The organism is Herbaspirillum sp. NPDC087042, assembly GCF_044745245.1.
Lineage (GTDB): Bacteria > Pseudomonadota > Gammaproteobacteria > Burkholderiales > Burkholderiaceae_D > Herbaspirillum.
Genome location: NZ_JBIUZW010000017.1, coordinates 52052 through 78775 on the forward strand (window position 1 = coordinate 52052; position 26724 = coordinate 78775).

Consider the following 26724-nt stretch of genomic DNA (forward strand, 5'->3'; position numbering starts at 1 on the left):
GAAGCCATGCGTGCAAAGATCATCCCCAAGGAAGAGATGACGCCCTACCAGCGCTGGGAGCTGGCGTCCTTCAACGAAGAACCCGAACCGGAGCCCGAACCGCTGCCGGTGGAAGAGGAATACCTCGAAGAGCCACCGCCAGTGCCGCAACTGACGGCCGAGCAGCTCGACGCCATCCGTGAAGCGGCACGCCAGGAAGGCTTTGCCGAAGGTCGCGCGCATGGCCTGCAGGCCGGACGTTCGGAAGGCTACATGGCGGGCTTGCAACAGGGCCAGAAGGAAGTCAACGAAGTCATCCAGCATTTCCGCCAGATCGCCGTCAATTTCGGCACCGAAGTCTCGCAATGCAGCGAAAGCATGGCCCCGGAACTGCTGGACCTGGCCCTGGACCTGGCCAAATCCATGCTCAAGACGGCGCTCAACGTGCGCCCGGAGCTGGTGCTGCCCACCGTCACGGCGGCCATCCAGACCCTGCCCGTGCTGCAGTTGCCTGCGGTGCTGACACTGCACCCGGAAGATGCTGCGCTGGTACGCCAGCATCTGGGCGAAGAACTGGGCCAGCAAGGCTGGAAGATCGAAGACGACGCCCACATGGAGCGCGGCGGCTGCCGCGTGGAAACCCGTACCAACCAGATCGATGCCTCGCCCCAGACCCGCTGGAAACGCCTGGGCGAATCGCTGTCCCAGCAGCTCGACTGGCTGGATTGAGTAGCGCACGTGACCCTGACCTGAACGGGAGACCCGCATGAACTCCCCGATGCCTTCCCATAGCAGTCTCTGGCAAGCCTATCTGCACAACTGTCGCAGCCTGGTGGCCACGGCCGAACCCACCCAGACCGCTGGCCGCATCACGCGCGTGGCCGGCCTGGTGATGGAAGCGGTCGGCCTCAAGCTGCCCGTGGGCAGCCCCTGTAATGTCCCCCTGCCCAATGGCATGATGATCGAGGCCGAAGTCGTCGGCTTCCAGGACGAGCGCCTGTTCCTGATGCCGCAAAGCGATGTCGAAGGCATCGTGCCGGGTACGCGCGTCTTTGCGGTCGAGCCGGTCAAGCCGCCCCCGCGCACCGGACCGATCACCTTCACGCCGCGCCGTGTGGACGAACATAGCCGCCGCCTGCCGGTCGGCGACGAATTGCTGGGCCGGGTGCTCGATGGCGCCGGCCGCCCGCTGGACAGCCTCGGCCCCCTGCATACCGAACGCTCCGCGCCCCTGGCCGTGCGGGCCGCCAATCCGCTGGGGCGCGCACCGATCCGCGACATCCTCGATACCGGCATTCGCGCCATCAACTCCATGCTCACCGTAGGCCGTGGCCAGCGCATGGGCCTGTTCGCCGGCTCCGGCGTGGGCAAGAGCGTGTTGCTGGGCATGATGGCGCGCTATACCAGCGCCGACGTGATCGTGGTCGGCCTGATCGGCGAACGCGGCCGCGAAGTCAAGGAATTCATCGAGCAGATCCTCGGCGCCGAAGGCCTGGCGCGCTCGGTCGTGGTGGCCGCACCGGCCGACACCCCGCCACTGATGCGCCTGCAGGGCGCCGCCTACTGCACCTCGATTGCCGAGTATTTCCGCGACCAGGGCAAGGATGTGCTGCTGATCATGGATTCGCTGACCCGCTATGCCATGGCCCAGCGCGAGATCGCCCTGGCCATTGGCGAGCCGCCCGCCACCAAGGGCTACCCGCCCTCGGTGTTCGCCAAGCTGCCCGCACTGGTCGAACGCGCCGGCAATGGCGACGAGGGTGGTGGCTCGATTACGGCCTTCTACACCGTGCTGACCGAAGGCGACGACCAGCAGGACCCGATCGCCGATGCCGCCCGCGCCATCCTGGACGGCCACATCGTGCTCAACCGCCAATTGGCCGAAGCCGGACACTACCCCGCCATCGATATCGAACAATCGATCAGCCGGGCCATGCACAGCATCACCGACGCCGATCACCAGCGTCGCTCGCGCCATCTGAAGCAGCTGTATTCGCGCTTCCAGCGCAACCGCGACCTCATCAGCGTGGGTGCCTACGCGGCCGGCAGCGACCCGATCCTGGACGAGGCCATTGCATTATTGCCAAGAATGGAAGCGTTTTTGCAACAGGGGATCCATGAACAGGCCGATGTATCAGAGAGCTTGAGGCAACTTACCGCTCTATTCGGGTGATTGAGAGCTGCAGCGCAAAAATATAATCAAAACCATCATGGCTACTCCCTCCGCACTTGATACGCTGATCGAATTGGCGACCAAAGAGACCGACGAAGCGACCAAACGCCTCGGCCGGGCTATTCGCGTGAGCGAGGAAGCGCAACAGAAGCTGGTGATCCTGCAGCAATACCGCGATGACTACGCGGCCCGCTTCCAGGAAACCCTGAGCAATGGCCTCACGGCGTTGAGCTACCGCAACTTCCAGTTGTTCATCGAGAAGATCGATACGGCCATCGATGGCCAGGAAGATGTCGTCAAGAGCAGCCAGCAACGTGTGGCCGAAGCCCGCGCAGCATGGCAGGCCTGCGAACGCAAGCGCATGTCCTACGACACGCTGGCCGCGCGCGCCAGGGAGCAGCAGTTGCAGAAGGAAAACAAGCGCGACCAGAAGTCCATGGACGAGCATGCCTCCCGCATGACGTTCTACAAGCGCTGATCCGGACCCGACGAGAGCAGCACAGGCAGCAGGCAGCACGTAAAATCGCAAACCAACGCACGTAATAGCAAGTTACCGACAGGCTACCCATCATGAATCCTTCCCTGCCGCTGTTGAATGTGCTGACCGGCTCGCAAGCCGCCAACGCCTCGCGCTCGTCCAATCTCGCCGACAGCTTCAGTGCTGACGCGTCGTTCACCCAGATGCTCAACAACCAGGTCAGCGCGCGCACTGCAGACAACAATGCGCAGAATGCCGCACCTGCAAGTCAGGATTCGTCGGCATCGGCACCGCCCCCGGCGACGCCAGCTCCACCGGCAGCCCAGGCGGCCCAGTCCACCACCAGCAGCGACAAGAGTGCCTCGACCAGCGCCACCAGCGACAAGCAGGAAACCAGCGCCAAGAACGACGATCAGGACGACGACACCACCACCCAGGCCTCGGCGGAATTGCTGGCCCTGGTAGCCAACCTGCAGCAGAATGCGGTCACCCCCGTCAACAACAGCAAGGGCAGCGACGCCGACCTGCTGGCCCAGGGCAAGCGCGGCAATGGCAAGGGCTCGCTGGAGGCGCTGGATGCACAGGCGGCCGCCCTTGATGCCAAGGGCAAGAAGATCGACATCAACGGTCTGCAGAGCAGCATCGATGCCAACAAGGCCAGGCTCGACGCTGGCGCCACGCAGACCAGCCAGGATGACGGCCAGGCCAGTGCCGACCTGGGTGCCGATGGTGGTCGCGGCGGCAAGCCGGCCATCGACCTGAACAGCGCCGCCAAGGCTGCCCCCAAGAATGACAGCAGCGCCCAGGCCACCTCGGCACAACTGGCCAAGGTAGCGCCGGAAGCACAGGCCTCGCGTCAGGACCTGCCCCTGGCGACCCCGACACCGGTGCTGATGCCGGCCATGCAGCAGACCCTGGCCGCCAATCAGCCGCAAGCCGTGTTCGGTGCAGCCTATACCGACAAGATCCAGCCCAATGTCGGCAGCGCCGGCTGGGATCAGGCGGTCGGCAACAAGATCACCTGGATGGCCACGGGTGGCATCCAGAGCGCATCGCTGACCCTGAACCCGCCGGACCTCGGTCCCATGCAGGTGGTCCTGAGTGTCCACAACCAGCAGGCCGACGCCACCTTCATCACCGCCCAGCCGGAAGTCAAGCAGGCGCTTGAAGCCGCCATGCCCAAGCTGCGTGAAATGATGGACCAGGCCGGCATCCAGCTGGGCCAGGCCACCGTCAACACCGGCATGCCCAACCAGCAGCAAGGCGCCAATAGCCAGCAGCAGGCGCGGGGTTCGTCCTCCTCGGGTGGATCAGGACAGGATGAAGAAGGCGATCTGGCCCTGGCCGGGGTCGCTGGTACGACCCAGGCCACCACCAGCGGGCTGGGACTGGTCGACACCTTTGTCTGAGCCCTGCCGGCCGGCACAGCCCCAGGAAATGCAATTTCGTCCGCGCAGGACTCAACAATAAGAAATCTTTGCCGTTAAGCAGATATCCGCGATATCAAAGTACCAAGTACCACGCGCTGACGAACTGAAAGGAATAGTAGATGGCAACAAAAGGAAAGGCCCCGGCCAAGGGCGCTGAAGCAGACGCAGCACCAGCGAAATCGAGCAAGAAGATGCTCTTCATCATCGTCGGCGCCGTGCTGGTGCTGGTCATCGGTGGTGCGGCAGCTTTCTTCATGATGGGGGGCAAGAGCAAGAAGGGTGAAGACCACGCCGAAGAACATGTGGAAGCCAAGGCGCCCACCTTCGTGGTCATCGAACCCTTCGTCGTCAACCTGCAGCAGGAAACCGGCGACCAGTACCTGCAAGTGGCCATGACCCTGCAAGTACAGGATGCGCAGACAGCAGAAGCGCTCAAGCTCTACATGCCCCAGGTGCGCAGCCGCCTCCTGATGGTCCTGTCGAGCAAGAAGGCCTCGGAGCTGCTCACCAGCGACGGCAAGCGCAAGCTCACCGACGAGATCGTCGACCAGCTGGGCGAGCCGTTCTCGGGCAAGGGCAAGGGACCGCAGATCACCGATGTGTTCTACACTTCCTTTGTGATCCAACAGCAGTAACCGAAGTCAGAGATTCACACGACCATGGCCGAGCACTTTCTCTCACAGGAAGAAGTCGATGCCCTTCTGAAGGGCGTGACAGGAGATGAAGACGAAGAAAAAATCGTCGAAGAAGCTCCTGGTACGGTACGTACCTACAACCTGGCAACGCAGGAACGGATCGTGCGCGGGCGTATGCCCACGCTCGAAATCATCAACGAGCGCTTCGCCCGGCTGTTCCGCATCGGCTTGTTCAACTTCATCCACCGTACCGCCGAGATTTCGGTCGGTCCGGTGAAGGTGTCCAAGTACAGCGAATTCATCCGCAACCTGGTGGTGCCGACCAACCTGAACCTGGTCCACATCAAGCCCTTCCGTGGCATCGGGCTGGTGGTCTTCGATCCCCAGTTCGTGTTCATGCTGGTGGACAACATGTTCGGCGGCGATGGTCGTTTCCATACCCGTATCGAAGGTCGTGAATTCACGCCCACCGAGCAGCGCATCATCATGCGCGTGCTGGAGATCACCTTCGAAACCTACGCCAAGTCGTGGGAGCCGATCTATCCGATCGAATTCGAGTTCATCCGCTCGGAAATGAACACCCAGTTCGCCAACATCGCCACCCCCAACGAAGTGGTGGTCTCGACCACCTTCACCGTGGAACTGGGGCCGGTGTCGGGCGAAATCCATATCTGCACGCCCTACTCGATGATCGAGCCGGTGCGTGACCGCCTCACCAGCAGCATGCAGGGTGAGGCACTGGAAGTCGACAAGCGCTGGATCCGCCTGATGAAGCAGCAGATCCAGACCGCCGAGGTCGAACTCATCGTCAATTTTGGCACTGCCCGACTCAACTTTACTGATCTGCTGCACATGCAGGTCGGCGACGTGATCCCGCTGCAAACCACCGAGACCGTCCAGGCACAGGTCGACGGCGTGCCCGTGATGGAGTGCAGCTACGGCCAACTCAATGGCCAATACGCCTTGCGTGTGGAAAAACTGCTGTCCATCACCCATCAAGAAACACCGGAAAGCTTTCAAGGAGATTAGTAATGGCTGATGAGAATGTAGCAGGCGCGGGCGCGGCCGAAGACGATCCGTGGGGCGCGGCCATGGCCGAGCAGACCCAGGCCGAGGAAGCGCAGAAGAAAGGCCAGATGGAAGACGAGAAAGGTATCTCGGCAACCCCGGCTGCAGCCACTGTCTTCAAGGACCTGAGCTCGAGCGATATCAAGACCAACACGCCCAATGACATCGACTTCATCCTCGACATCCCGGTCCAGCTGACCGTGGAACTGGGCCGTACCAAGATCGCCATCAAGAACCTGCTGCAACTGGCGCAGGGCTCGGTGGTGGAACTGGATGGCATGGCGGGCGAACCGATGGACGTGCTGGTCAACGGCTGCCTGATCGCGCAGGGCGAAGTGGTGGTGGTCAACGACAAGTTCGGTATCCGCCTGACCGACATCATCACGCCGGCCGAACGCATCCGCAAGCTCAACCGCTGAGCGGGACGGTCTCTATTTGATGAAACGCATCCGCGCAGCATCCCTTTCGCGCAGCCTGCAACAGACCCGGGCGGGCCTAGTGTCCGCCCGGCTCTTTCTGGGCGGCAGTCTTCTCGCCTGCGCCCAGGCCTGGGCCGAGAACGCGGCACCGGCCAGCACGACGACGGCATCCATAGCGACGCCGCCGGCCGCGGTGGCCGGGTCGGCCATCCCCTCCTCCAGCGGCAGTGTCTTCACCATGCTCTTCGGACTGGCGGCAGTGCTGGCCCTGATGGCGGCAGTCGCCTGGCTGCTCAAGCGCTTTGGCCTGACCCAGGGCCTGGCCGGCAATGCGGTGGCCAAGGTGGTCGGTGGCGTCAGTGTCGGTACGCGTGAACGCGTGATGGTGGTCGAGGTCGGCGAACAATGGATCGTGGTCGGGGTCGCCCCCGGCCGGGTCAACGCGCTGGCCACCCTGCCGCGCCAGGAAGTCGCGCCGCAACAGGATAGCAAGACCGGCACGCCGGCCTTCGCCGCCTGGCTCAAGCAAACCATGGATAAACGTAATGGCGAGGCCGATCGCGGTGCTCGCCCAGGTCAAGATGGCAGCACATCCTAACCCGCAAGGGACTTTCCCGGCGACGGCGCCCCAGCCGGGCCGACGCCCGCTGGCCGGCACGGCCAGCCTGTTGTATCGCTTCCTGTGCAGCCGCAAGTGGCTGCTGCTGGTGCTGTGCCTGCCCCTGGCAGCCTCGGCACAGCAAGGACTCCCCGCATTGAACAGCATGCCGGCAGCTGGTGGTGGCACGAACTATACGTTGCCCATCCAGACCATGCTGTTGCTGACGTCGCTGTCGTTCATCCCGGCGGCGATGCTGATGATGACCAGCTTCACGCGCATCGTGATCGTGCTGTCCCTGCTGCGCCAGGCACTGGGCACGCAATCCACGCCACCGACCCAGGTGCTGGTGGGCCTGTCGCTGTTCCTGACCTTCTTCGTCATGGGGCCGGTGTTCGACCGCATCTACACCGACGCCTACCAGCCCTTCTCCGAGAACAAGATCCAGATGATGGAGGCGCTCGACAAGGGCGCCGCGCCACTCAAGGAATTCATGCTCAAGCAGACCCGCCAGGCCGACCTGGCGCTCTACGTCAAGCTCTCGCGCGGCCCGGCGCTGCAGGGACCGGAAGACGTGCCACTGCGCCTGCTGGTGCCGGCCTTCGTGACCAGCGAATTGAAGACTGCCTTCCAGATCGGCTTTGCCATCTTCATCCCCTTCCTCATCATCGACATGGTGGTGGCCAGTATCCTGATGTCCATGGGCATGATGATGATGTCGCCGGCCATCGTCTCGCTACCCTTCAAGCTGATGCTGTTCGTGCTGGTGGATGGCTGGCAGTTGCTGATCGGGTCGCTGGCCCAGAGTTTCTACTAGGATTAAGGAATAGGAGAGCCCCATGACTCCTGAAAGCGTCATGACCCTGGGCCGTCAGGCCATGGAAGTCACCCTGCTGATCGCCGCGCCGATGCTGCTGACGGCGCTCATCATCGGTCTGCTGGTCAGCATCTTCCAGGCCGCGACCCAGATCAACGAACAGACCCTGGCCTTCATCCCCAAGCTGGTGGGCGTGTTCCTGGCCCTGATCGTGGCCGGTCCCTGGATGCTCACCATCATCCTCGACTACATGCGCACCATGTTCAGCGGCATTCCCGCCATGGTCCAGTAATCCCGGGGCCGTGGCCGGTACCATACCGGCCACGGCCGCCTGATCCACGCCAATGCTCACCTTTTCCAGCCAGCAACTCTACGCCTGGGTCGCCATGTTCATCTGGCCGACCACGCGCATGCTCGGCCTGCTGAGCCTGGCGCCGCCCTTCGGCAGCGCCAGCGTCCCCATGCTGGTGAAGATCCTGCTGGGCATTGCCATCGGCGTGGTCATCGCACCTGACGTCCCCATTCCGCCGGCCATCGATCCCATGTCGATGACGGGCCTGCTGATCCTGCTGGAGCAACTGCTGATCGGCCTGTCCATGGGGCTGGCCATGCGTATGGTGTTCGCCGCCGTAGAAGCGGCCGGTGACCTCACCAGCTCCACCATGGGCCTGTCCTTCGCGGCCTTCTTCGATCCCCAGAGCCAGGGCCGTACCGCCGTCATCAGCCAGGTCTTCTCGCTGCTGGCGACCATGGTCTTCCTGAGCCTGAACGGCCACCTGATCCTCCTGCAGGTAATGGCCGAGAGTTTCCAGACCCTGCCCATCACCGGCCAGCCCATCACCGCCGAGGGCTTCCATCAGCTAGCCCTGTGGGGGAGCAAGATTTTCAGCATGGGTATCCAGCTGTCGCTGCCGTTCCTCATTGCCCTGCTGATCACCAACTTCGCGCTGGGCATCCTGACCCGGGCGGCGCCGCAACTGAACCTGTTCGGGATCGGTTTTTCGATTACCATGCTGGCTGGCTTCCTGCTGATCGGCTTTGGCCTGCCCTACATGCTCACGCCGCTGCAACGCTTCCTCTCGGAAGGCGTCGAAATGGTGCGGCTGCTGGGCAGCGTCCCGCCGATCAAGGTCCTGCCACGTCCGTGACGTTGACGGAGACGGGCATGCGCTGGCTAAACCGCGCATACACTCGATCACAGAAAATTTACCTGTCCTGACGATCGCCGACAGTCTCCCGATACACACTATCGCCTGCCAAGAAATGTCCGCAGTGCGCACCCGTCCCGCATGAATATTGCCAAGCTCCGTCGTCCCAAGATCCTCCTTTCCACCCTCTTCGTCCTGCTATTGGTCGGCTATGTCGGCTATCGCTGGCTGACGCCACCACCGCCGCCCAGCTACCTGAGCGCACCGGCTACCGTGGCCGATATCCAGGACGTGGTCCTGGCCAGCGGCACCGTCAAGGCCTACAAGCAGGTCAGCGTGGGTGCGCAGGCATCGGGCCAGATCAAGTCGCTCAAGGTGGCCCTGGGTGACCAGGTCAGGAAGGGTCAGCTGGTGGCCGAGATCGATTCGCTGACCCAGGCCAACTCCCTGGCCAGCGCCGAATTCTCGGTGCAGAACCTGCAGGCGCAACTGCGCTCCAAGGAAGCCACCCTGAAACAGGCGCAACTGGCCTATGAGCGCCAGAAGACCATGCTGGCCGGCGACGCCAGCTCGCGCGAGAGCTTCGAGAGTGCCGAAGCCACACTGAACTCCACCCGCGCCGATATCGCCTCGCTGCAGGCCCAGATCAAGTCCGCTGCCATCGAGGTCGACACCGCCCGCGTGAACCTGGGCTACACCCGCATCACCTCGCCCATCGACGGCCAAGTGGTTGCCATAGTCGCGCAGGAGGGCCAGACCGTGAACGCCAACCAGAGCACGCCGACCATCATCAAGGTGGCGCGCATGGATACGGTGACCGTCAAGGCGCAGATCTCGGAGGCCGACGTCATCCGGGTCAAGCCGGGCCAGCAGGTCTACTTCACCATCCTGGGCGACCCCGACCACCGCTACCGCACCACCCTGCGCGCCATCGAGCCGGCACCGGACTCGATCCTGCAGGACGACACCTCCACCAGCACCACCAGCAGCAGCACATCGAGCAGCAGCTCCAGCTCCACGGCGATCTACTACAACGGCTTGCTGGACGTCCCCAATCCGGATGGCAAGCTGCGCATTTCGATGACGACCCAGGTCAACATCGTGCTCTCCGAGGCCAGCAACACCCTGGTGGTGCCGTCCACCGCGCTGGGCGAGAAGGATGCCCAGGGCCGCTACACCGTGCGCGTGCTCGATGCCCAGGGCCAGGCGCAGCCGCGCAAGGTCAGGACCGGCATCAACACCAATGCCCAGGTGCAGATCATCGAAGGCCTGAAGGCCGGCGAACGCGTGGTCACCGGCACGGCCACGACAGCGACGATCGACAGCACCACCGAGCGCCGTGGCCCGCCACCGCGCATGTAAGGGGCGGCCATGAGCACACCCCTGCTACGGCTGCGCGGACTGCGGCGCGACTTCCCGGCTGGCGACGACACCATCACCGTCCTCGACGACGTCAATCTCGATATCGCCGCCGGCGAGATGGTGGCCATCGTCGGTGCGTCGGGCTCCGGCAAGTCCACCCTGATGAATATCCTCGGCTGCCTGGACAAGCCCAGTGCCGGCAGCTACCAGGTGGCCGGCCGCGAGACCGGCGAACTGGATCCGGATGCGCTGGCACAGTTGCGGCGCGAGCACTTCGGCTTCATCTTCCAGCGCTATCACCTGCTCTCCGACCTGGATGCCACCGCCAACGTGGAAGTGCCATCGGTCTATGCCGGGCGTGAGCGCAAGGAGCGCCGCGCGCGCGCCACGCAACTGCTGGCGCGCCTGGGCCTGGCCGAACGCAGCCACCACAAGCCCGGACAATTGTCGGGCGGCCAGCAGCAGCGCGTCTCGATCGCCCGCGCCCTGATGAATGGCGGCGACGTCATCCTGGCCGACGAACCAACCGGGGCGCTGGACAGCCACAGCGGCCTGGAAGTGATGAACATCCTCAAGGAACTGCATGCCGAGGGCCACACCATCATCATCGTCACGCACGACATGCAGGTGGCCAGCAACGCCCAGCGCATCATCGAGATCAAGGATGGCGTGATCGTCGCCGACCGTCGCAACACGAGCCCGGATGCCACCCCGGCGGCGACCCTGCAGCCGCAGCAGCGACAGGCGGCACGGCCCTGGCGGGCGGCGCTGGATCGCCTCAAGGAAGCCCTGCACATGTCGCTGCTGGCCATGAACGCGCACCGGCTACGCAGCTTCCTGACCATGCTGGGCATCATCATTGGCATCGCCTCGGTGGTGTCGGTCGTGGCCCTGGGGAGTGGCTCGCGCGAGCAGATCCTCTCCGACATCAGCGCCATGGGCACCAATACCATCGACATCTTTCCCGGCGCCGACTTCGGCGACATGAAGTCGGCCGCGATCCGCACGCTCACACCCGCCGATGCCGCGGCCCTGGCCGAGCAGAACTTCGTGGACAGCGTCACGCCCAGCGTCTCCACGTCCTCGTCGGCGCGCTATGGCAACATCTCGGTGTCGGCCACCATCAATGGTGTGGGCGAGCAGTATTTCCGCGTGCGCGGCCTGAAGATGGAACGCGGCAAGAGCTTCGACCAGGATGGCATCCGCCGCTACGCCCAGGAAGTGGTCATCGACGCCAATACCTACAAGAAGCTCTTCCCCGCCGATCGCGATCCGCTGGGCGAGGTGATCTTCCTGGGCAGCGTGCCCTGCCGCATCATCGGCGTGACGCAAAAGCGCGAGAACGGCTTTGGCAACAACAATGCCCTCAATGTCTGGGTCCCCTACACCACCGCCATGAGCCGCGTGATCGGTCAGCGCTACCTGAGCGGCATCACCGTGCGCGTCAACGACAACGTGCCCAGCGCGGCGGCCGAGCAAGGCATCGTCCAGCTGATGACGCTGCGCCACCGCACCAGGGACTTCTACATCTTCAACACCGACAGCATCCGCCAGACCATCGAGAAAGCGACCGCGACGCTGACCCTGCTGGTCTCGATGATCGCCCTGATTTCGCTGGTGGTGGGCGGCATCGGCGTGATGAACATCATGCTGGTCTCGGTCACCGAGCGCACCCGCGAGATCGGCGTGCGCATGGCCGTGGGCGCGCGCCAGGACGACATCATGCAACAGTTCCTGATCGAGGCGGTGCTGGTGTGCCTGGCCGGTGGCTTGATCGGTGTGCTGCTGGCACTGTCCTTCGGCGCCATCTTCTCGCACTTCGTCAGCAGCTTCCGCATGATCTATTCGACTGTCTCCATCGTCAGCGCCTTTGCCTGCTCGACCCTGATCGGCGTCGTCTTCGGCTTCCTGCCGGCGCGCAATGCGGCGCGCCTGAACCCGGTCGATGCCCTGGCCCGCGAATGAAATCCCTGTCCATGTCCCCTGTCCTTTCTCGCCTGTCGCTGGCCCTGGCACTGACCCTGCTGGGTGGTTGCAGCGCCCTGGTACGCACGCCCTATACCCCGCCCCTCACGCAAGCCCCCGTCGCCTGGCTGCAAGGCGGCACGCAAGCCGAGGTCAATGCCCAGCGCTGGTGGCAAGCCTTCGGCGACGATACCCTCACCGGCCTCATCGATGAGGCGCTGCGCAAGAACAATGACCTGGCCGCCGCCACCATCAAGCTCAGGCGCGCCCAGCTGCAAGCCGGGCTGGCCAACGATGCCTTCGTGCCGGCGCTGGGCGCCACCCTGGGATCGACGGCCAGCAAGCAGCTCGATGGCACGCGCCAGACTACCCGCAGCAGCCAGAATACGGTGACGCTGTCCTATGAAGTCGACCTCTGGGGCCGCCTGGGCGCCAACTACGACGTGAGCCGCTGGGAGGCGCTGGCCACCGCGCAGGATCGCGACAGTACCGCACTGAGCCTCATCGGCACCACCGCCAATCTCTACTGGACCGGGGCCTACCTGAACCAGCGCATCCGTACCAGCCTGCAGAGCATCGACTACGCGCAGAAGACGCTGGAGCTGGTGCGCACGCAGTACCAGGCCGGTGCCGTGTCCTCGCTGGAGGTGCTGGAAGCCCAGCAGAACCTGATCACCCAGCAATCCAGCCATACCGAACTGGTGCAGCAGCAGGTCGAGAACGACAATGCCCTGTCCATCCTCTTCGACAGCCCACCCGGCAAGTCCGTCGACCTGCCGGCGATGCTGCCCCAGCAAGCCTTGCCATCCCTGGCGGCGGGCCTGCCGGCCGAACTGCTGGCGCGCCGTCCAGACCTGCGGGCGGCCGAACTGCGACTGCGCGAGTCGCTGGCCAGCGTCGACCTGGCGCGTACCAACTACTACCCGCAACTGACCCTGACCGGCAGCCTCGGTACCAGCAGCGATGCCTTGCTGCGCCTGGTACAGAATCCGGTCGCCTCGCTGGCGGGGCAGTTGACGCTGCCCTTCCTGCAGCACACCGAGATGAAGCTCAAGGTGGGGGTTGCCCAGGCCGACTATGACAAGGCCGTCGTCGACTTCCGCCAGAGCCTCTATGCGGCCTTCAGCGACGTCGAGAATGCCTTGTCGGCACGGCGCCAGTACGCCATGCAGCAAGCCCTCCTGCAACGCAACCTGGAGGCGGCACAGGCCGCTGAGCGGCTCTACGAACTGCGTTACCGGGCCGGCTCGGTGACCCTGCAATCCTGGCTGGACCAGCAGGACAAGCGGCGTACCGCCGAAGTGTCGCTGGCACAGGTGCGGCTGAGCCAGCTGAAGAACCAGATGACGCTCTACCAGGCATTGGGGGGTGATGACCGCATCACTGCGGCACAGGCTGCCAGAACGGCTGCACCATGATGCCTGCCGGCCAGAACGACAAAGGCGAACCCGCAGGTTCGCCTTTGTCCTTGTCCATCGCGCCGACCGGGCGGCGACGCGGGAATGATTACTTCAGGTAGTTCAACAGCGACAGGCTGCTGGTGGTGACGAACACCTTCTGCGCCGCCGACAGGTAGGTCTGCTTGAGCGTGAGGTCACTGATCAACGAGCTGACATCGGAAGTATTGCGTCCAAGCAGGTCATTGATGGTGGCCGTGTAGTTCTCGTTCTTGACCTCGCCGGCAGCGTCCAGGCTGTCCAGCTCGTTCTGGCGCGCACCAATGGAAGCCTGTGCCGTGGTGACGTTGCCGATCATGGCGTCGATCTGGGTGTTGAACGCCGCCAGGTTACGCGTCAACGCGGCCTGGCTGCCCGGCACCGGGGTACGAGCGGCATCGGCGGCATCCGATTGCAGCTTCAGTGCGGCCACCTGGGTAAATTTGGCCGCATAGGTCGGGTCGCTCGGATCGAGTGCATCCAGCTGCGCCTGTGCCGTCTTGTAGGCCGCGATGGGATAGGTCGCCGGCGAGCTGTTGGCGGGATACTGGAAATTGTCGGCCGCCGTCACGTCGGCATTGTTGGCCGCCTCGGTCACCGGGATCGACAGGGTGTTGATCATGTTGCTCATGGTCTTGAAGATGTCTTGACCATTGCCCTGGAAAATCTGTTGACCCGACGCACTGATGGCCATCTGGCGGGTCGAGTCGACCTGCAGGGTCATCACACCCTGGTCACCGTTGTAGGTCACGCCGCCGGTCCCATCCTGGGTAAACGGCTGGGTCGAGCTCTTGAAGCCGGCAAACAGATAGTCCCCGGTACCGTCCTGGGCGTTGGCATAGCCCAGCACTTCATTGAGGTTGCCCTTGATCTCGGAGGCCAGGTCGGAACGCTCGTTATTGGAATAAGAGGCGTTGCCGGCCGTGATCACATCCGACTTGAGCTTGACCAGCATATTGCTGAAGCTGGTCAGGGTGGACTGGACCGTGGTCAGGGCGCTGTTGGCGTTCTGGCGATTGGTCTTGTATTGGCTATTGAGCGACTGGCTCTGGGTCACATCCAGCGCCCGTGCCGATGCCACCGGATCATCCGAGGGGACCAGCACCGTCTGGCCGGCGCTCACCTGCTGCGTCAGCTTCAGGATGTCGCCCTGCATGTTGGTCAGGTCGGTGTTGCTCTGCTGATAGAGCATCTGGGTACTAATGCGCATTTGCCTGTTCCTTTAAGCTCGATTAGGTGCCCAGCGTGAACAACACGTTGAGCATGTCGCTGGCCGCCTGGATGATCTTGGCCGCAGCCTGGTATTGCTGCTGGTTCTGGATCATCTGCGCCAGCTCCTCATCCTGGTTGACCCCGGACTCGGACTGCTGTTGGCTCTGGATCGCCGCCAGGCGCGATTTCTCGGCCGTGTTGGTGACGTTGATCTCGTTGGTCTTGTTGCCGATGGTGGCAACAAGCTGGGAATAGGATCCCTGGAAGTTGGTGCCGGCGATCGTGGTCGCGGTTTGCAGCGCGCCCATGGCCAGCGTATTGCGGTTGTCCGACGCCGCATTGGTATTGGCCGAAATGGTGAACTGGTCACCATTGGAAGGCTGGCCCGAAATCTGGAACGATACGCCGCTGATGGCGAAGCTATCGCCCGCCTTGTAGGGGATGCTGGTGGCGCCGCCGGCGATGGCGGTGGTGGTACCGTCCAGGTGGGTGATGGTGCCGCCACCGGCCGGCACAGCCGGCGAAATGGTGAATGCCGGTGGTGCTGCCGCCGTGTTGTAGGTCAACGTGGTGGGCTTGGTCAGCGGCGTGGTCGTGGTCAGGTAGGCTGACGTGACCGAGCCGGTGCTGATGGTGGCCGTTCCCTGGTTGGCCGCAGTCGGCGTGAAGTTGAACTGGTCGCCGGCGTTGGGCGAACCGGTCAGCGTATAGGTCAGGCCACCGCTGGTGACGGTCATGCCGGACTGGTAGTTGAACGGCGTGGTGCCGGTCACGGTGCTGGACGTGCCATCCGGATAGGTCAGCGTCACGCTGGGCGTGGGCGTGGCACCGGACCAGGTCGCCGCCAGCTTGGTCTGGTTCGGCGTCACCGTGGTATCCACCGTGGTCGCGAAGGACACCGAGGAACCCTGCTGGAAGGTGGTCGGATCCACCGAGGTGTTGGTCACGATGCCGCTGCCGGTATTGGTCGCCGGCATCACCAGGTTGGCGTTGTTGGTGGCGTTGATCGCGGTGACGATGGGCGCGGCCGTGGCCAGCAACTGGGTATTTTGCAGCGCCACCGAGAATCCTTGCGCGCCGTTGGCCGTCGGCTGGATCTTGAACATGTCGCCGGCCGTCATGGTGGGCGCATATGGTCCGGGAGCGGCCGCACCATTGGAGTAGGTCACGCCATCCACGGTCACCGGGAAGTTGGCGGCCGTGTAAGTGGTCTTGGTGCCGTCCGACAGGCGCGTCAACGTGTAGTTGGTGCCGTCGTAGGACATGTTGTAGTCGCTGGTGGAGAGCTTGGACGGATCGCTGATCGTCGCGGTCAGGTTGGTCGTGCCCGTATTGGTCGGGTAGGCGATCAGGTTGGGCGAGCTGACATTGAACAGGTTGGTACCGGGATTGCCGTTCTGGTCCAGGCCCAGTTGCTGTTGCTGGTTGAACGCGGTCCCCAGCGCGATGGCGATGCGGCCCAGCGAGTTCTGCGTGGGATCGAGCGTTTCGGTACGGTACTTCAACAGCCCGCCGAGGCTGCCGCCATCGTAGAAGAAGCTGTCAGGGATGGTCGACGTACCGCCGCCGGTGGTCTGCACACCGACCTGCAGGCGCGAGACATCGGTGGGCGAATTGGTCGCCACCAGGGTGCTCACCTGGTCGCCTGCCACCAGGGCCTGACCGGTGCCGATGAACACGCTGATGGCACCCGTATCCTGGGGCACGGTGGTGATCTTGACGTACTTGTTGAGCTCGGCCACGACCTGGTCACGCTGGTCCAGCAAGTCGTTGGGCGCCTGGCCGCCGCTGGAGCCGGTCGCCTTGACGATGGCCTGGTTCAGGGCCGAGAGCTGCTGGGCATAGGAGTTGACGGTGCTGATCGTCGAGGTGATCTGGCTGTTGACCGCGGCACTGCTCTGCTGCAACTGGTCGCTCAGGCTCTGTACGCGTGCCGCCAGGGTCGATGCCTGCGACAACACGGACTGGCGCGATGCCTGGGTGGTCGGGTTGGAGGCCAGGCCCTGGACCGCCGAGAAGAAATTCTGCAAGGCCGGTGACAAGCCCGCCTGGCTATCGGCCAGCGTGTTGTTGATCTGCGAGATCTGCGAATAGTAGGAGTCCAGCGAGCTGGCCGAAGTCTGCGAGGCCAGCGCCTGCTTGGTCAGCAAGTCATCGTAGATACGCTTGATCTGGGTAACCTGGGTACCCTGACCGACGAACCCGTAGCCATAATTGATCCCGCCAGCCGAGCTTTGCACGACTTCCTGACGGTTATAGCCGGGGGTGGTGGCATTGGAAATGTTGTGGCTGGTGGTGGCTTGCGCCGCCATGGCTGCCTGCAACGCCGATTGCCCGATGCTGAAAATGTTAGTTGCCATGCTAGGTTGTCGTCCCTGAAAGCTTTTAGCGGAATAACCAAGTCAACGGCAGTCTTGACCAAAACTTTAGATGGCGTCAGTGGAAATTGTTTCCAATCAGAACTGACGAGCTTGCCGGCACAACAATGGCCGGCAACACTCAGGCCGACAGCGACTGGCGAATGATGCGCGAGAGTTTTTCCGCATAATGCGGATCGGTCGCATAACCGGCGCGCTGCAAGCCGTAGGCAAAGCCATGGGCATCCTGGGCGCTCGCCAGCACCTTCTCGTAGCGCGGATTGCTGCGCAGCAAGTTGGCGTAATCCTTGAAGGCATCCGCATAGGAATCATAGGCGCGGAATTTCTCCACGCGCTTTTGCGGCTTGCCGTTGACGTATTCGATCGTAGTGGCCTCGACCACCTTGCCGGTCCAGTTGCCGGTGGCCTTGATGCCGAACAGGTTGTGGGCCGAACGGCCATCGCGGGCAATGATCTCCTTCTTGCCCCAACCGGTCTCAAGCGCCGCCTGCGCCAGCATGAACTTGGCCGGGATGCCGGTCAGTTTGCTGGCCATCTCGGCATCGGCCTGCAGGCGATTCTGGAAGGCTTCCACATGGGCCGGCTTGTTGGGGTTGCGGCGCTTGTTGTTGCGACCATCCTGGTCGGTACCATCGGCGCCCTGCTGGCTTACGAAGCTCTGGATGAACTTGGCGCGATCGGCCTCGCTCATGTCCTTGACCAGCGGGATACCCATCGGCAGGCCATCCTCGGGCGAGGCAGGCTGGCCTTCCAGATCTTGCGCATCGGGCAACTTCTTGGGCAGCGACGCCGACAGCTGGCGCGTCAGCACATCGGCCAGGCCGACGCCGCGCTGGGCCAGGGTCTGGCTGAGCTGCTGGTCCAGCATGGACGTAAACATCTTGGTCTGTTCATTGTCGAACGGGCCATTTTGCGGGGTTGCATCCCGCATGCTCTTCATCACCATGTTCAGGAACAGCGCCTCGAACTGCTTGGCCGCTCCCTTGAGGGCTTCCGGCGAATTCTGCCGGGCCGCCTCACGCAGGCCATTGAGCCCATTCGCATCGACGGCCAGGCTGTCGGTCGGATTGGATGGGTTGATCTTGTTGATCATGGTTACCTTGGATGAGAGCGTTTGTTGTTGGACCCGGCTGCCAGCCAGGTCGCCCCGTTACATCAGATCACTTCGAGTTCGGCACGCAAGGAACCGGCCGCCTTCATCGCCTGCAGGATAGCCAGCAAGTCCTGGGGCGTGGCGCCGATGGCGTTGAGCGCCTTGACCACCTCGGCCAGCGACGCCCCACCCTTCAACAGCATGACCTTGCCGGGCTCCTTGTTGATCGAGATCTGCGCATTCTGCACGGCCGCGGTCTGGCCGCCGGCCAGGGCATTGGGCTGGCTGACCGCGTTGTCGGCCTGGATCACCACCGACAGGTTGCCGTGCGACACCGCGCAGGTATCGAGCATGACGCTCTGGTTCATGACCACCGAGCCGGTACGGGCATTGAGGATGACCTTGGCCGCCAGCTTGCCGGGCGTGACATCGACGTTTTCCAGCGCCCCCAGGAAAGCCACCCGGTCACCGCTGGAAATAGGTGCACGCACCCGGATCACGCGACCATCCTGGGCCACTGCCGTATCCGAACCGAAACGCTTGTTCAGTGCATCGACCACCCGGCTGGCGGTCGAGAAATCATTGTCGTTGAGCTCCAGCATCACCATGTCGCCACCGCCGAGGGCGCTGGGCACGGCGCGTTCCACCGTCGCACCACCGGAGATACGGCCGGCCGACAACTGGTTGATCGTCGTGCTGCTGCCGGCCGCCGAGGCACCGGCACCGCCCACCACGATGTTGCCCTGGGCAATCGCGTAGATCTGGCCATCGGCACCCTTCAGGGGCGCCATCAGCAAGGTGCCGCCGCGGATGCTCTTGGCATTGCCGATGGAAGACACCGTCACGTCGATCAGCTGGCCCGGTTGGGCAAAGGCCGGCAGGGTCGCCGTCACCATGGCCGCAGCCACGTTCTTCAACTGCATGTTGCTGCTGGTGCCGGTAGGCACGTTCACGCCCAGCTGCTGCAGCATGCTGATGACGCTCTGCACCGTAAACGGCGTCTGCGTGGTCTGGTCACCGCTGCCATCCAGGCCGACCACCAGGCCATAACCCACTAACTGGTTCTGACGTACGCCCTGGATACTGGCCAGGTCCTTGAGGCGCTCGGCATGGGCCGTCGTCGCGGCGGCCAGGCACAAGCCTGCCAACGCCACGGCCGACAGCAGCTTGCGCCCCATTTGCATTGCATCCATTACGCGATTTCCTTTCCTAGCCATGCATGAACCCACTTCAGAAAGGAGAAACACTGAAGAAGAAACGACCCAGCGAAGACATGAAATCAGCCATGTCTACGCGGGTATTGGTACGGTACTCGACCTTGGCGTCTGCCACCAGGAGCGAGGAGACGGTGTTGCCCGTCTGGATGTTATCCGGACTCACGGTACCGGAGAAGCGCACGTATTCCACACCCTTGTCCAGCGCCACCTGCTTCTCGCCGCTGACCACCAGGTTGCCATTGGGCAGCACTTCGATCACGGTCACGCCGATGGTGCCGGTGAAGGTGTTGCTGGACGTGGTGGCGCCCTTGTCACCGAAGCTGGCCGACGAGGTACCGCTGGCCGACAATTCCTTGATGGAGGTACCGAAGATGGTCGGTGCCGGCGATGCGACAGTGCCGGTCTTGCTGGCGGAGCTGGCCGCCGACTTGCCGGCAGCGGTGTTTTCATTGATTACGATGGTGATGGTGTCACCCACCAGGCGTGCACGGCGGTCTTCCAGCAGAGGACGATAGACCGCCGACTGGAAGATCGCGCCGGAAGTCGGGGGAGCGTAGGACGCCGGGATCGGACGCGCCGACTTGGGACCCGACACAATGCTGTCAGGCACGGTGGTGCATGCGGCCGTCGCCATGACGCCCACGATGGCGATCAGTTTCACCAAGCTATTCATATCTGCCTCGTCCTTCCTTCTCCAACTTCCTGCTTCCCTGCTACGCGAACTGCTGAATCAATACCGTGCTACCCACTACGCTGCTTACAGCTGCGAGATCTTGGCCAGCATCTGGTCCGAGGTGGTGATGGACTTGCTGTTGATTTCGTACGCACGCTGGGTCTGGATCATGTTGACCAGCTCTTCCACCACGTTGACGTTGGAGGTCTCGACATAACCCTGCCACAGCGCGCCGGCGCCATTGGTACCCGGGGTATTGGGATTGGGCGTGCCGGAGGCGGCGGTTTCCGAATACAGGTTCTCGCCACGGCTTTCCAGGCCGGCCGGATTGATGAAGGTGGCCACCTGGATGGTGCCGATCTGGGTGGTCGCGGTGGAGCCGGCCTGCATAATCGACACGGTACCATCGCGGCCCACCGTCAGCTTGGTGGTGTTGAGCGGGATGGTGATCGGCGGCTGCAGCGTGTAGCCGCTGGAGGTCACCATCTGGCCCTGGCTGTCGGTCTGGAACGAGCCGTCACGGGTATAGGCCGTGGTGCCATCGGGCAGCAGGACCTGGAAGAAGCCATTGCCCTGGATCGCCAGATCCTTGTCATTGTTGGTCTGGTTGACGTTACCCTGGGTAAAGATGCGCTCGGTGGCGACCGGACGCACGCCGGTACCGATCTGCAGGCCCGAGGGCAATTGCGTCTGCTGCGAAGACTGCGCGCCCGGCTGTCGCACGGTCTGGTACAGCAGGTCTTCGAACACGGCACGGGAGGCCTTGAAACCGTTGGTGCTGGTGTTGGCCAGGTTGTTGGAGATCACGTCCAGTTGCGTCTGTTGCGCATCCAGGCCGGTCTTGGAAATCCACAGGGAACGAATCATTTATTTCTCCGGTAATCAGCGCTTGGGCATCAAGACTAACAAGACGATCAAGACAGGGTGAGGATCTCGGTGGCCTTGGCGGCATCGCTCTGGGCGGTCGAGATCATCTTCATATTCAGTTCGAACTGGCGCGACAGGTTGATCATGTTGACCATCGCCTCCACCACGTTCACGTTGCTGCCTTCGAGTGCACCAGCTGCCAGGCGCACATTGGCATCGGGCTGGGCCGCGCCGGTGATGGTGCGGAACATGCCGTCATCGCCGCGCTTCATGTTCTTCGGGTCCGGGTTGACCAGCTTGATGCGGCCCAGCACGTTGACCGCATTGGGCACGCCCGTGGTCGGGATCGACGACACCGTACCATCGGCGGCGATGGCCACGGTGGTATCGGGCGGGATGGTGATCGGACCGCCATCACCCAGCACCGGCTGACCGCTCTGGGTCTGCAGGATGCCGTTCTCGTTGATCTTGAAACTGCCGTTGCGAGTATAGGCCTCGCTGCCATCGGCGGTCTGCACCGCGATCCAGCCATTGCCCTGCACCGCCACATCCAGGGCGCGGCCGGTATCCTGGATCGGTCCCTGGGAAAAATCATTGCCTGCAGTGGAGTCGACCACGAAGGCACGCGTAGGCAGGCCATCGCCGGTCACCGGCGCCGAGCGGAAGGTATTGAGCTGGGCACGAAAACCCGTGGTCGTGGCATTGGCCAGGTTGTTGCTGGCGGTAGCCTGCTGCTCCATCGTTTGCTTGGCGCCCGACATCGCGGTATAGACCAGACGATCCATAAAACCCCTTTTGGACGGCGCCTCTGACAGCACCGCCGGTTGAAACCAGCCGCCGGCGACGCCGGCGGCCTTGAAGCCCGCGCCCCCGCAGGGGCGCGCAGATCAGTGCATCAGCGCAGGCTGACCAGGGTCTGCAGGACGGTATCCTGCACCTTGATGGTCTGCGAGTTGGCCTGGTAGACGCGCTGGGCCACGATCATGTTGACCAGCTCGGCGGTCAGGTCGACGTTGGAGTCTTCCACCGCGCGCGCCTGCAGGGTGCCGAAGGTACCGGTGGTCGGCTTGCCCACCAGCGGGCTGCCGGCCGCGGCCGAGGCCTGGTACAGGTTGTTGCCCAGCGGCTGCAGGCCGTTGGGGTTGGCGAAGTTGACCAGCACCACGCTGCCCAGGTTCTTGGTCTGCTGGTTGCTGTAGGAACCGACGATGGTGCCATCGGCGGCGATCGAGAAGCTCGACAGCGTGCCCGGCGGCATGCCGTTCTGGGTCTGCGCCAGGTTCACGAAGGCCGAACCGGTCTGGGTGGAGCCGGTATAGCTCAGGGCGATGGTGCTGGCGAAGTTGCCGCCGCCGGCAGCGATGCCAGGGTTGGTGCCGGCCGAGGTCAGGTCGATGGTCATCGCGCCGCCAGCGGTCAGGGTGCCGGTGGAATCGAAGGTCATCGTGCCCAGCTTCAGTGGCACGGTACCGCCCGCGGTCGTCGTCAGGGTGGTGCCATTCACGGTGGCATACACATCCCAGTTGGTCGTCGGCGGCGTGCCGGTCGGCGCGTTCTTGACGTAGTAGGTCTGCACGCTGTACGGGTTACCCAAGCTGTCGTAGACCGTCACGCCGGTGGAGTTGTTGTAGCTGGTCGGATCGGTCGACTTGAAGGGCGTGGTGGTCGGCACGGTCACGCGCGAATCCAGGTTGACCTTGGTGTTGATGGTCGTGGTGGTGGTCGCGGGAATGGACGAGGTATCGATCTTCAGCGGCACCGGATCACCGCCCGTGACACCGGCTGCATAACCCATCAGGTTGGCGCCGTTTTCGCTGGGGTTGACGATGTAGCCGTTCTTGTCCAGCTGGAACTGGCCATTGCGGCCATACATCGGCGACAGGTTGGTCGGGCTGGCCGCCATCTGGAAGAAGCCGTCGCCGTTGATGGCGATATCCAGTGGATTGTTGGACGACGTGATGTTGCCCTGCGTGAATTGCTGCGACACGTCCGCCACGGTCACGCCGATACCGACCGGCGAATTGCCCGAACGGTTCATCGAATTGGCGTACATGTCGGCAAACTGCGCCTGCGATTGCTTGAAGCCCACCGTGCTGGCGTTGGCCACGTTATTACCGATGACGTCCAGGCTCTTGGAGGCGCCGTTCAGTCCGCTCAGACCTTGTTGAAAACCCATGAGATATCCCCTTGATACGAAAGATGTCGGTAATGACGATTAAAGAATTTGCAGAACGTCGGTCGGCTTGATGGTGCCGATGTTGGCGACGTTGAGCATGACCCCGCTGCTGGTGGTCGACACGCTGGAGACCGTACCGAAAGCAAGTGCCGTGGCATTGACCGCCACGCCATTGTTGGAGGCGTTGACGGTGAAGGTGTAGTTGCCGTCGGCAGCCTTGCTGCCGGCGTCGTTGGTGCCATCCCAGATGACCGGCACCACGCCCGAGGACTGGGTCCCCAGATTCATGGTGCGCACCGTGGCACCGGTGGAGTCCTTGACCGTCACGACCACCGAGGACGCCGTCGAATCGAGGTTCACGCCGAACACCGCCTTCTGCGACGTGGTCGTCGTGCCATCGGTGGCGGTGGTGGTGTCGGAGGTCAGCTGGATGCTGTTGCCCGGGGCCAGCACGCCATGGCCGATCATGTTGGCCGTGGACAGCGCCTGCGAGCTGTTGAGGTTGCTCAGCAGCGTGGACAGGGTGTTATTGAGCTGGCTGATGCCCGACACCGTCGACAGCTGCGCCATCTGCGTGGTCAGCTGGGAGTTGTCCATGGGATTGCTGGGATCCTGGTTCTTCATCTGCGCGATCAGCAGCGTCAGGAAGCGATTCTGGATCGCATCGGGGCTATTGTCGTTGAGACTGGAAGCGCTGGTCGCGGCGGTGGACGAGCTGCTGCTCGTCCCGTTCATGGCGCTGAGCAGATCGTTGGATACGGTTGTCATGGCGAACTATCCTTGGCTTATTGACCGATGGTGAGAGTCTTGACCAGCATGGCCTTGGCGGTATTCATGGTTTCCACGTTGGTCTGGTAAGAGCGGGAAGCCGAGATCATGTTGACCATTTCCTCGACCGGATTGACATTGGGCATGGCGACGTAGCCGTTGGCGTCGGCCATGGGATGCTTGGGATCGTAGACCAGCTTGGGAGGTGCCTGATCCTCCACCACGGCAGCCACTTTCACGCCGCTATCCTTGACATCCCCCACGGGGATGGCCTGGAACACCACCTGCTTGGCCTTGTAGGGCGTGCCGTCGGGGCTGGTGGCGCTATCGGCGTTGGCAATATTGCTGGCGGTGGCGTTGAGTCGCTGCGACTGCGCGCTCATGGCCGAGCCGGCAACGTTGAAGATGTTGGAAAGTGACATGGCTTATCAACCCGGTTGGATGGCGTTAATCATGGCCTTGATCTGGCCGTTCACGGCGGTAACACCGGCTTCGTAGCGGATGCCGTTATCGAGGAACTGGTTGCGCTCCACATCCATATCGACCGTATTGCCGTCCACGCTGCCCTGGGTCACGGTGCGGTAGAGCAAGGGCGAGCCGCCCAGGCTACCGGCACTGTTGTCGGGCGCCGTCGCCGCCACATGGGCCGCCGAGGTGCGCGCCAGCTGCAGCGGCGGCAAGGTGGTCGACTTGCTGTCCAGCGCATTCTGCAGCGCATCGGCAAAGTTGACATCCCGCGCCTTGTAGTTGGGCGTGTCGGCATTGGCGATATTGGAGGCGAGCACCTGCTGGCGCTGGGCGCGCAGATTCAGCGCCATTTCGTTGAAACGGAAGAAATCGTCGAGCTTAGAGACCATCAGGTCCTCCAGGATGACCGGCGCCGCGAGGTGATCACGCACTGCGCCGATGATGGAATTACGTAGACTTGATGATACGGATCCACTCGCCACTCTAAGGGGCGATAAACCAAGAAAAGCCTCTCTTGTTCCTCCTTTTGACCTCACGCGCGCGGAGTACGATGGCTGCCAAGATTGGACAAGGCCCGTGCGCCGGGCAAGTTGCATAAAATGAAACACCCCCTTCACTTCCTCGGCGCGGCGCGCCTGGCGCTTGCCTCCCTGGCCCTGCTGGCTGGCAGCCTGGCCTGGACAAGCCCGGCCCAGGCACAGAACGACCCGACTCCTCCGCAACGCCAGGACTTGCAAGTCGTACAACAATCCGCCGAAGAATTCCTCAAGAGCCAGACTGCCGGCCTGCCCGGCAGCGTCACCATCAGCGTCGACCCGGTCGACCAGCGCCTGACGCTGGCCGCCTGCGTCGAACCACAGGCCTTCATGCCCAACGGCGCGCGCCTGTGGGGCCGCACCACGGTCGGCATCAAGTGCGTCGCCCCCTCCCCCTGGACGGTCTACCTGCGCGCCAATGTGCAAGTGGTTGCGGACTACCTGGTGGCCGCCGTGCCGCTGGTACAGGGCCAGACCATCAGCGCCAGCGACATCACCCGCGTACGCGGCGACATGTCCAGCCTGCCCAGCGGCGTGATTACCGAGGAATCGCAGGCCGTGGGCCGGGTTGCCGGCATGTCGCTGCGCGCCGGCACGCCCCTGCGCATGGATGCGATCCGCAACCAGCGCGTGGTCCAGCAAGGCCAGTCGGTACGGGTGGTGTCCAACGGCCCCGGCTTCCAGATTTCTACCGAGGCACGTGCCATGACCAATGCCACCGAAGGACAGATGGCCCAGGCCAGGACGGCGACTGGCCAGGTAGTGAGCGGCATTGCCAAGGCCGGCGGAATTCTTGAAATCAATTATTGATCGCAAGAAACGCCAGCTGGCAAGGATTCTCGTCAGACTTGTGAAGAAAAATGCATCCGAACCCGCAATTTAGGGGCGATGGTGTTAAAGTTTGCGGAGAATTGGTCGATAATCTATGCGACAGGCGGGTGCAAAGCGCCCCCACCCTACAAGGAATACTGCCGTGAACGTTAACGACGCCCTCAAATCCACTGCCCTCAATGCCGAGCAGACCCAGACGCGCAACAACGCCCAGTCTGGTGCGGCCGCCGGCAACGGTGCCGCCGGTAACGCCGCCGCTTCCGACAGCGTGCGCCTGTCCAGCACCTACCAGTCGCTGGAAACCAAGGTGAGCAGCAGCAGCGGCAGCTTCGACGCCAAGAAAGTGGCCGAGATCAAGGCCGCCATCGCCAACGGCACCTTCCAGATCGACCCCGAGAAGATTGCCAACGGGGTGATCGACACCGTCAAGACCCTGATCAACGCCCGTACGCCAGCCTGATCACCGCTTTCCACAGATCTTTCGCATGAGCCACCCCGCTAGCCAACTGAACCAGGAAAAGGGCGCCATGCAGCGCCTGATCGAGAAGCTGCGCCAGGAACAGGCCCTGCTCTCGGAGGCCAGCGCCGAAGGGATGACTGAAATCATCACCGATAAAGCTGCCATCGTTGCCGAAATGACCACACTGGCGGGAAATCGCCATCGCCAGCTGGCCGAACTGGGCTATGTCGATGACGAGACCGGCATGCAGAAATGGATGAATGAACAAGGTTCGGATGCCGACAAGGATATCTGGGCCGATCTGTTCGAGCTGGCCCAGGATGCCAAGGAACTGAACCGCGTCAATGGCTTGCTGATCGGCAAGAAACTCTCGGTCAACCAGAATGCCCTGACCGTCCTGCAAGGCAAGACCGGTACCGGCAGCTTCTATGGTCCGGATGGCCAGAGCAGCATCAAGTCTTCCGGCCGCAGGCTGGGCGTGGTTTGAAATCGGCGAGCCCCACCAGTCTCGGCCACCATGAAAAAAGCCCGGCAATG

At 63.1% G+C, this 26724-nt stretch carries 28 protein-coding genes; 17 read left to right on the forward strand and 11 right to left on the reverse strand.

Features of this window, described 5'->3' with window-relative positions; translation table 11 throughout:
• Positions 1 to 6: 6 nt before the first annotated feature.
• From fliH to ACIPHN_RS21055, 14 genes are all read left to right on the forward strand, one after another.
• Positions 7 to 708, forward strand: a complete 702-nt coding sequence (gene fliH, locus ACIPHN_RS20990) for a flagellar assembly protein FliH (protein WP_400439648.1) — start codon at positions 7 to 9, stop codon at positions 706 to 708.
• A 37-nt stretch (positions 709 to 745) separates the two neighbouring features.
• Entirely contained in the window at positions 746 to 2152 is a 1407-nt protein-coding gene (gene fliI / locus ACIPHN_RS20995) for a flagellar protein export ATPase FliI (RefSeq protein ID WP_400439651.1), read from the forward strand.
• 37 nt (positions 2153 to 2189) lie between these two features.
• Positions 2190 to 2630: a flagellar export protein FliJ gene (gene fliJ, locus ACIPHN_RS21000; RefSeq protein ID WP_400439654.1), complete on the forward strand. Its 441-nt coding sequence runs from the start codon at positions 2190 to 2192 to the stop codon at positions 2628 to 2630.
• A 92-nt stretch (positions 2631 to 2722) separates the two neighbouring features.
• Complete coding sequence (locus ACIPHN_RS21005; protein WP_400439657.1) at positions 2723 to 4039, forward strand: flagellar hook-length control protein FliK; 1317 nt, start codon at positions 2723 to 2725, stop codon at positions 4037 to 4039.
• Positions 4040 to 4179: 140 nt separating this feature from the next.
• Complete coding sequence (gene fliL / locus ACIPHN_RS21010; RefSeq protein ID WP_400439660.1) at positions 4180 to 4695, forward strand: flagellar basal body-associated protein FliL; 516 nt, start codon at positions 4180 to 4182, stop codon at positions 4693 to 4695.
• A gap of 24 nt (positions 4696 to 4719) precedes the next feature.
• A complete protein-coding gene (gene fliM / locus ACIPHN_RS21015; RefSeq protein ID WP_400439663.1) occupies positions 4720 to 5724 on the forward strand; it encodes a flagellar motor switch protein FliM in 1005 nt (334 codons plus the stop codon).
• A 2-nt stretch (positions 5725 to 5726) separates the two neighbouring features.
• On the forward strand, positions 5727 to 6182 hold the full coding sequence (fliN, locus tag ACIPHN_RS21020) for a flagellar motor switch protein FliN (protein ID WP_400439666.1): 456 nt from the start codon (positions 5727 to 5729) through the stop codon (positions 6180 to 6182).
• A gap of 19 nt (positions 6183 to 6201) precedes the next feature.
• Positions 6202 to 6780, forward strand: a complete 579-nt coding sequence (gene fliO, locus ACIPHN_RS21025; protein ID WP_400439669.1) for a flagellar biosynthetic protein FliO — start codon at positions 6202 to 6204, stop codon at positions 6778 to 6780.
• Positions 6764 to 7597: a flagellar type III secretion system pore protein FliP gene (gene fliP / locus ACIPHN_RS21030; protein WP_400439855.1), complete on the forward strand. Its 834-nt coding sequence runs from the start codon at positions 6764 to 6766 to the stop codon at positions 7595 to 7597. The genes fliO and fliP overlap by 17 nt, the downstream gene beginning before the upstream one ends.
• 22 nt (positions 7598 to 7619) lie before the next feature.
• Positions 7620 to 7889, forward strand: coding sequence for a flagellar biosynthesis protein FliQ (gene fliQ / locus ACIPHN_RS21035; RefSeq protein WP_400439671.1), 270 nt, complete (start codon positions 7620 to 7622; stop codon positions 7887 to 7889).
• A 52-nt stretch (positions 7890 to 7941) separates the two neighbouring features.
• A complete protein-coding gene (fliR, locus tag ACIPHN_RS21040; RefSeq protein WP_400439673.1) occupies positions 7942 to 8745 on the forward strand; it encodes a flagellar biosynthetic protein FliR in 804 nt (267 codons plus the stop codon).
• Positions 8746 to 8886: 141 nt separating this feature from the next.
• The gene (locus tag ACIPHN_RS21045) at positions 8887 to 10107 is read left to right on the forward strand and encodes an efflux RND transporter periplasmic adaptor subunit (protein ID WP_400439676.1); all 1221 of its coding nucleotides are present in this window, start codon (positions 8887 to 8889) and stop codon (positions 10105 to 10107) included.
• 9 nt (positions 10108 to 10116) lie between these two features.
• Entirely contained in the window at positions 10117 to 12072 is a 1956-nt protein-coding gene (locus tag ACIPHN_RS21050) for a MacB family efflux pump subunit (RefSeq protein ID WP_400439679.1), read from the forward strand.
• Positions 12069 to 13490: an efflux transporter outer membrane subunit gene (locus ACIPHN_RS21055; RefSeq protein WP_400439682.1), complete on the forward strand. Its 1422-nt coding sequence runs from the start codon at positions 12069 to 12071 to the stop codon at positions 13488 to 13490. Before ACIPHN_RS21050 ends, ACIPHN_RS21055 begins: the two co-directional genes overlap by 4 nt.
• Before the next feature lie 88 nt (positions 13491 to 13578).
• Here the strand turns inward: ACIPHN_RS21055 and flgL are convergent, their stop codons facing one another.
• The 11 genes from flgL to flgB all read right to left on the reverse strand — a co-directional run bounded on the left by flgL (position 13579) and on the right by flgB (position 24749).
• Entirely contained in the window at positions 13579 to 14718 is a 1140-nt protein-coding gene (gene flgL / locus ACIPHN_RS21060; RefSeq protein WP_400439685.1) for a flagellar hook-associated protein FlgL, read from the reverse strand.
• Positions 14719 to 14740: 22 nt separating this feature from the next.
• Positions 14741 to 17080 (reverse strand): flagellar hook-associated protein FlgK, encoded by a 2340-nt coding sequence (gene flgK / locus ACIPHN_RS21065; RefSeq protein WP_400439687.1) that lies wholly within the window; start codon positions 17078 to 17080, stop codon positions 14741 to 14743.
• Between the two features lie 139 nt (positions 17081 to 17219).
• The gene (gene flgJ / locus ACIPHN_RS21070) at positions 17220 to 18191 is read right to left on the reverse strand and encodes a flagellar assembly peptidoglycan hydrolase FlgJ (RefSeq protein ID WP_400439690.1); all 972 of its coding nucleotides are present in this window, start codon (positions 18189 to 18191) and stop codon (positions 17220 to 17222) included.
• Positions 18192 to 18253: 62 nt separating this feature from the next.
• Entirely contained in the window at positions 18254 to 19384 is a 1131-nt protein-coding gene (locus ACIPHN_RS21075; RefSeq protein ID WP_233170764.1) for a flagellar basal body P-ring protein FlgI, read from the reverse strand.
• Between the two features lie 37 nt (positions 19385 to 19421).
• A complete protein-coding gene (locus ACIPHN_RS21080) occupies positions 19422 to 20081 on the reverse strand; it encodes a flagellar basal body L-ring protein FlgH (protein ID WP_400439694.1) in 660 nt (219 codons plus the stop codon).
• Between the two features lie 84 nt (positions 20082 to 20165).
• A complete protein-coding gene (flgG, locus tag ACIPHN_RS21085) occupies positions 20166 to 20948 on the reverse strand; it encodes a flagellar basal-body rod protein FlgG (RefSeq protein WP_400439697.1) in 783 nt (260 codons plus the stop codon).
• Between the two features lie 47 nt (positions 20949 to 20995).
• Entirely contained in the window at positions 20996 to 21733 is a 738-nt protein-coding gene (gene flgF, locus ACIPHN_RS21090) for a flagellar basal-body rod protein FlgF (protein ID WP_400439698.1), read from the reverse strand.
• 110 nt (positions 21734 to 21843) lie between these two features.
• Positions 21844 to 23124, reverse strand: coding sequence for a flagellar hook protein FlgE (flgE, locus tag ACIPHN_RS21095; RefSeq protein ID WP_400439701.1), 1281 nt, complete (start codon positions 23122 to 23124; stop codon positions 21844 to 21846).
• Between the two features lie 39 nt (positions 23125 to 23163).
• Complete coding sequence (locus ACIPHN_RS21100; protein ID WP_400439704.1) at positions 23164 to 23892, reverse strand: flagellar hook assembly protein FlgD; 729 nt, start codon at positions 23890 to 23892, stop codon at positions 23164 to 23166.
• 17 nt (positions 23893 to 23909) lie between these two features.
• The gene (gene flgC, locus ACIPHN_RS21105; protein WP_400439706.1) at positions 23910 to 24314 is read right to left on the reverse strand and encodes a flagellar basal body rod protein FlgC; all 405 of its coding nucleotides are present in this window, start codon (positions 24312 to 24314) and stop codon (positions 23910 to 23912) included.
• A gap of 6 nt (positions 24315 to 24320) precedes the next feature.
• Positions 24321 to 24749, reverse strand: coding sequence for a flagellar basal body rod protein FlgB (gene flgB, locus ACIPHN_RS21110; RefSeq protein WP_400439858.1), 429 nt, complete (start codon positions 24747 to 24749; stop codon positions 24321 to 24323).
• 210 nt (positions 24750 to 24959) lie between these two features.
• Between flgB and flgA the strand changes: the two genes are divergently transcribed.
• The 3 genes from flgA (at position 24960) to ACIPHN_RS21125 (ending at position 26674) form a co-directional block, all read left to right on the forward strand.
• Entirely contained in the window at positions 24960 to 25706 is a 747-nt protein-coding gene (gene flgA, locus ACIPHN_RS21115; protein ID WP_400439709.1) for a flagellar basal body P-ring formation chaperone FlgA, read from the forward strand.
• A 163-nt stretch (positions 25707 to 25869) separates the two neighbouring features.
• Positions 25870 to 26187: a flagellar biosynthesis anti-sigma factor FlgM gene (gene flgM / locus ACIPHN_RS21120; protein ID WP_400439712.1), complete on the forward strand. Its 318-nt coding sequence runs from the start codon at positions 25870 to 25872 to the stop codon at positions 26185 to 26187.
• A gap of 25 nt (positions 26188 to 26212) precedes the next feature.
• A complete protein-coding gene (locus ACIPHN_RS21125) occupies positions 26213 to 26674 on the forward strand; it encodes a flagella synthesis protein FlgN (RefSeq protein WP_400439715.1) in 462 nt (153 codons plus the stop codon).
• Positions 26675 to 26724 lie beyond the last annotated feature (50 nt).

Excerpts from the sequence above, each read along its gene's own strand:
- ACIPHN_RS21045 (WP_400439676.1), top strand. The coding sequence starts at position 8,887 with ATGAATATTGCCAAGCTCCGTCGTCCCAAGATCCTCCTTTCCACCCTC.
- flgE (WP_400439701.1), bottom strand. The coding sequence starts at position 23,124 with ATGGGTTTTCAACAAGGTCTGAGCGGACTGAACGGCGCCTCCAAGAGC.
- fliI (WP_400439651.1), top strand. The coding sequence starts at position 746 with ATGAACTCCCCGATGCCTTCCCATAGCAGTCTCTGGCAAGCCTATCTG.
- fliR (WP_400439673.1), top strand. The coding sequence starts at position 7,942 with ATGCTCACCTTTTCCAGCCAGCAACTCTACGCCTGGGTCGCCATGTTC.
- fliH (WP_400439648.1), top strand. The coding sequence starts at position 7 with ATGCGTGCAAAGATCATCCCCAAGGAAGAGATGACGCCCTACCAGCGC.
- ACIPHN_RS21050 (WP_400439679.1), top strand. The coding sequence starts at position 10,117 with ATGAGCACACCCCTGCTACGGCTGCGCGGACTGCGGCGCGACTTCCCG.
- fliJ (WP_400439654.1), top strand. The coding sequence starts at position 2,190 with ATGGCTACTCCCTCCGCACTTGATACGCTGATCGAATTGGCGACCAAA.
- fliN (WP_400439666.1), top strand. The coding sequence starts at position 5,727 with ATGGCTGATGAGAATGTAGCAGGCGCGGGCGCGGCCGAAGACGATCCG.
- fliP (WP_400439855.1), top strand. The coding sequence starts at position 6,764 with ATGGCAGCACATCCTAACCCGCAAGGGACTTTCCCGGCGACGGCGCCC.
- ACIPHN_RS21100 (WP_400439704.1), bottom strand. The coding sequence starts at position 23,892 with ATGACAACCGTATCCAACGATCTGCTCAGCGCCATGAACGGGACGAGC.
- fliO (WP_400439669.1), top strand. The coding sequence starts at position 6,202 with ATGAAACGCATCCGCGCAGCATCCCTTTCGCGCAGCCTGCAACAGACC.
- ACIPHN_RS21080 (WP_400439694.1), bottom strand. The coding sequence starts at position 20,081 with ATGAATAGCTTGGTGAAACTGATCGCCATCGTGGGCGTCATGGCGACG.
- flgL (WP_400439685.1), bottom strand. The coding sequence starts at position 14,718 with ATGCGCATTAGTACCCAGATGCTCTATCAGCAGAGCAACACCGACCTG.
- ACIPHN_RS21005 (WP_400439657.1), top strand. The coding sequence starts at position 2,723 with ATGAATCCTTCCCTGCCGCTGTTGAATGTGCTGACCGGCTCGCAAGCC.
- flgB (WP_400439858.1), bottom strand. The coding sequence starts at position 24,749 with ATGGTCTCTAAGCTCGACGATTTCTTCCGTTTCAACGAAATGGCGCTG.
- fliM (WP_400439663.1), top strand. The coding sequence starts at position 4,720 with ATGGCCGAGCACTTTCTCTCACAGGAAGAAGTCGATGCCCTTCTGAAG.
- fliL (WP_400439660.1), top strand. The coding sequence starts at position 4,180 with ATGGCAACAAAAGGAAAGGCCCCGGCCAAGGGCGCTGAAGCAGACGCA.
- flgA (WP_400439709.1), top strand. The coding sequence starts at position 24,960 with ATGAAACACCCCCTTCACTTCCTCGGCGCGGCGCGCCTGGCGCTTGCC.
- flgJ (WP_400439690.1), bottom strand. The coding sequence starts at position 18,191 with ATGATCAACAAGATCAACCCATCCAATCCGACCGACAGCCTGGCCGTC.
- fliQ (WP_400439671.1), top strand. The coding sequence starts at position 7,620 with ATGACTCCTGAAAGCGTCATGACCCTGGGCCGTCAGGCCATGGAAGTC.
- flgC (WP_400439706.1), bottom strand. The coding sequence starts at position 24,314 with ATGTCACTTTCCAACATCTTCAACGTTGCCGGCTCGGCCATGAGCGCG.
- flgG (WP_400439697.1), bottom strand. The coding sequence starts at position 20,948 with ATGATTCGTTCCCTGTGGATTTCCAAGACCGGCCTGGATGCGCAACAG.
- flgK (WP_400439687.1), bottom strand. The coding sequence starts at position 17,080 with ATGGCAACTAACATTTTCAGCATCGGGCAATCGGCGTTGCAGGCAGCC.
- ACIPHN_RS21075 (WP_233170764.1), bottom strand. The coding sequence starts at position 19,384 with ATGGATGCAATGCAAATGGGGCGCAAGCTGCTGTCGGCCGTGGCGTTG.
- ACIPHN_RS21125 (WP_400439715.1), top strand. The coding sequence starts at position 26,213 with ATGAGCCACCCCGCTAGCCAACTGAACCAGGAAAAGGGCGCCATGCAG.
- flgF (WP_400439698.1), bottom strand. The coding sequence starts at position 21,733 with ATGGATCGTCTGGTCTATACCGCGATGTCGGGCGCCAAGCAAACGATG.
- ACIPHN_RS21055 (WP_400439682.1), top strand. The coding sequence starts at position 12,069 with ATGAAATCCCTGTCCATGTCCCCTGTCCTTTCTCGCCTGTCGCTGGCC.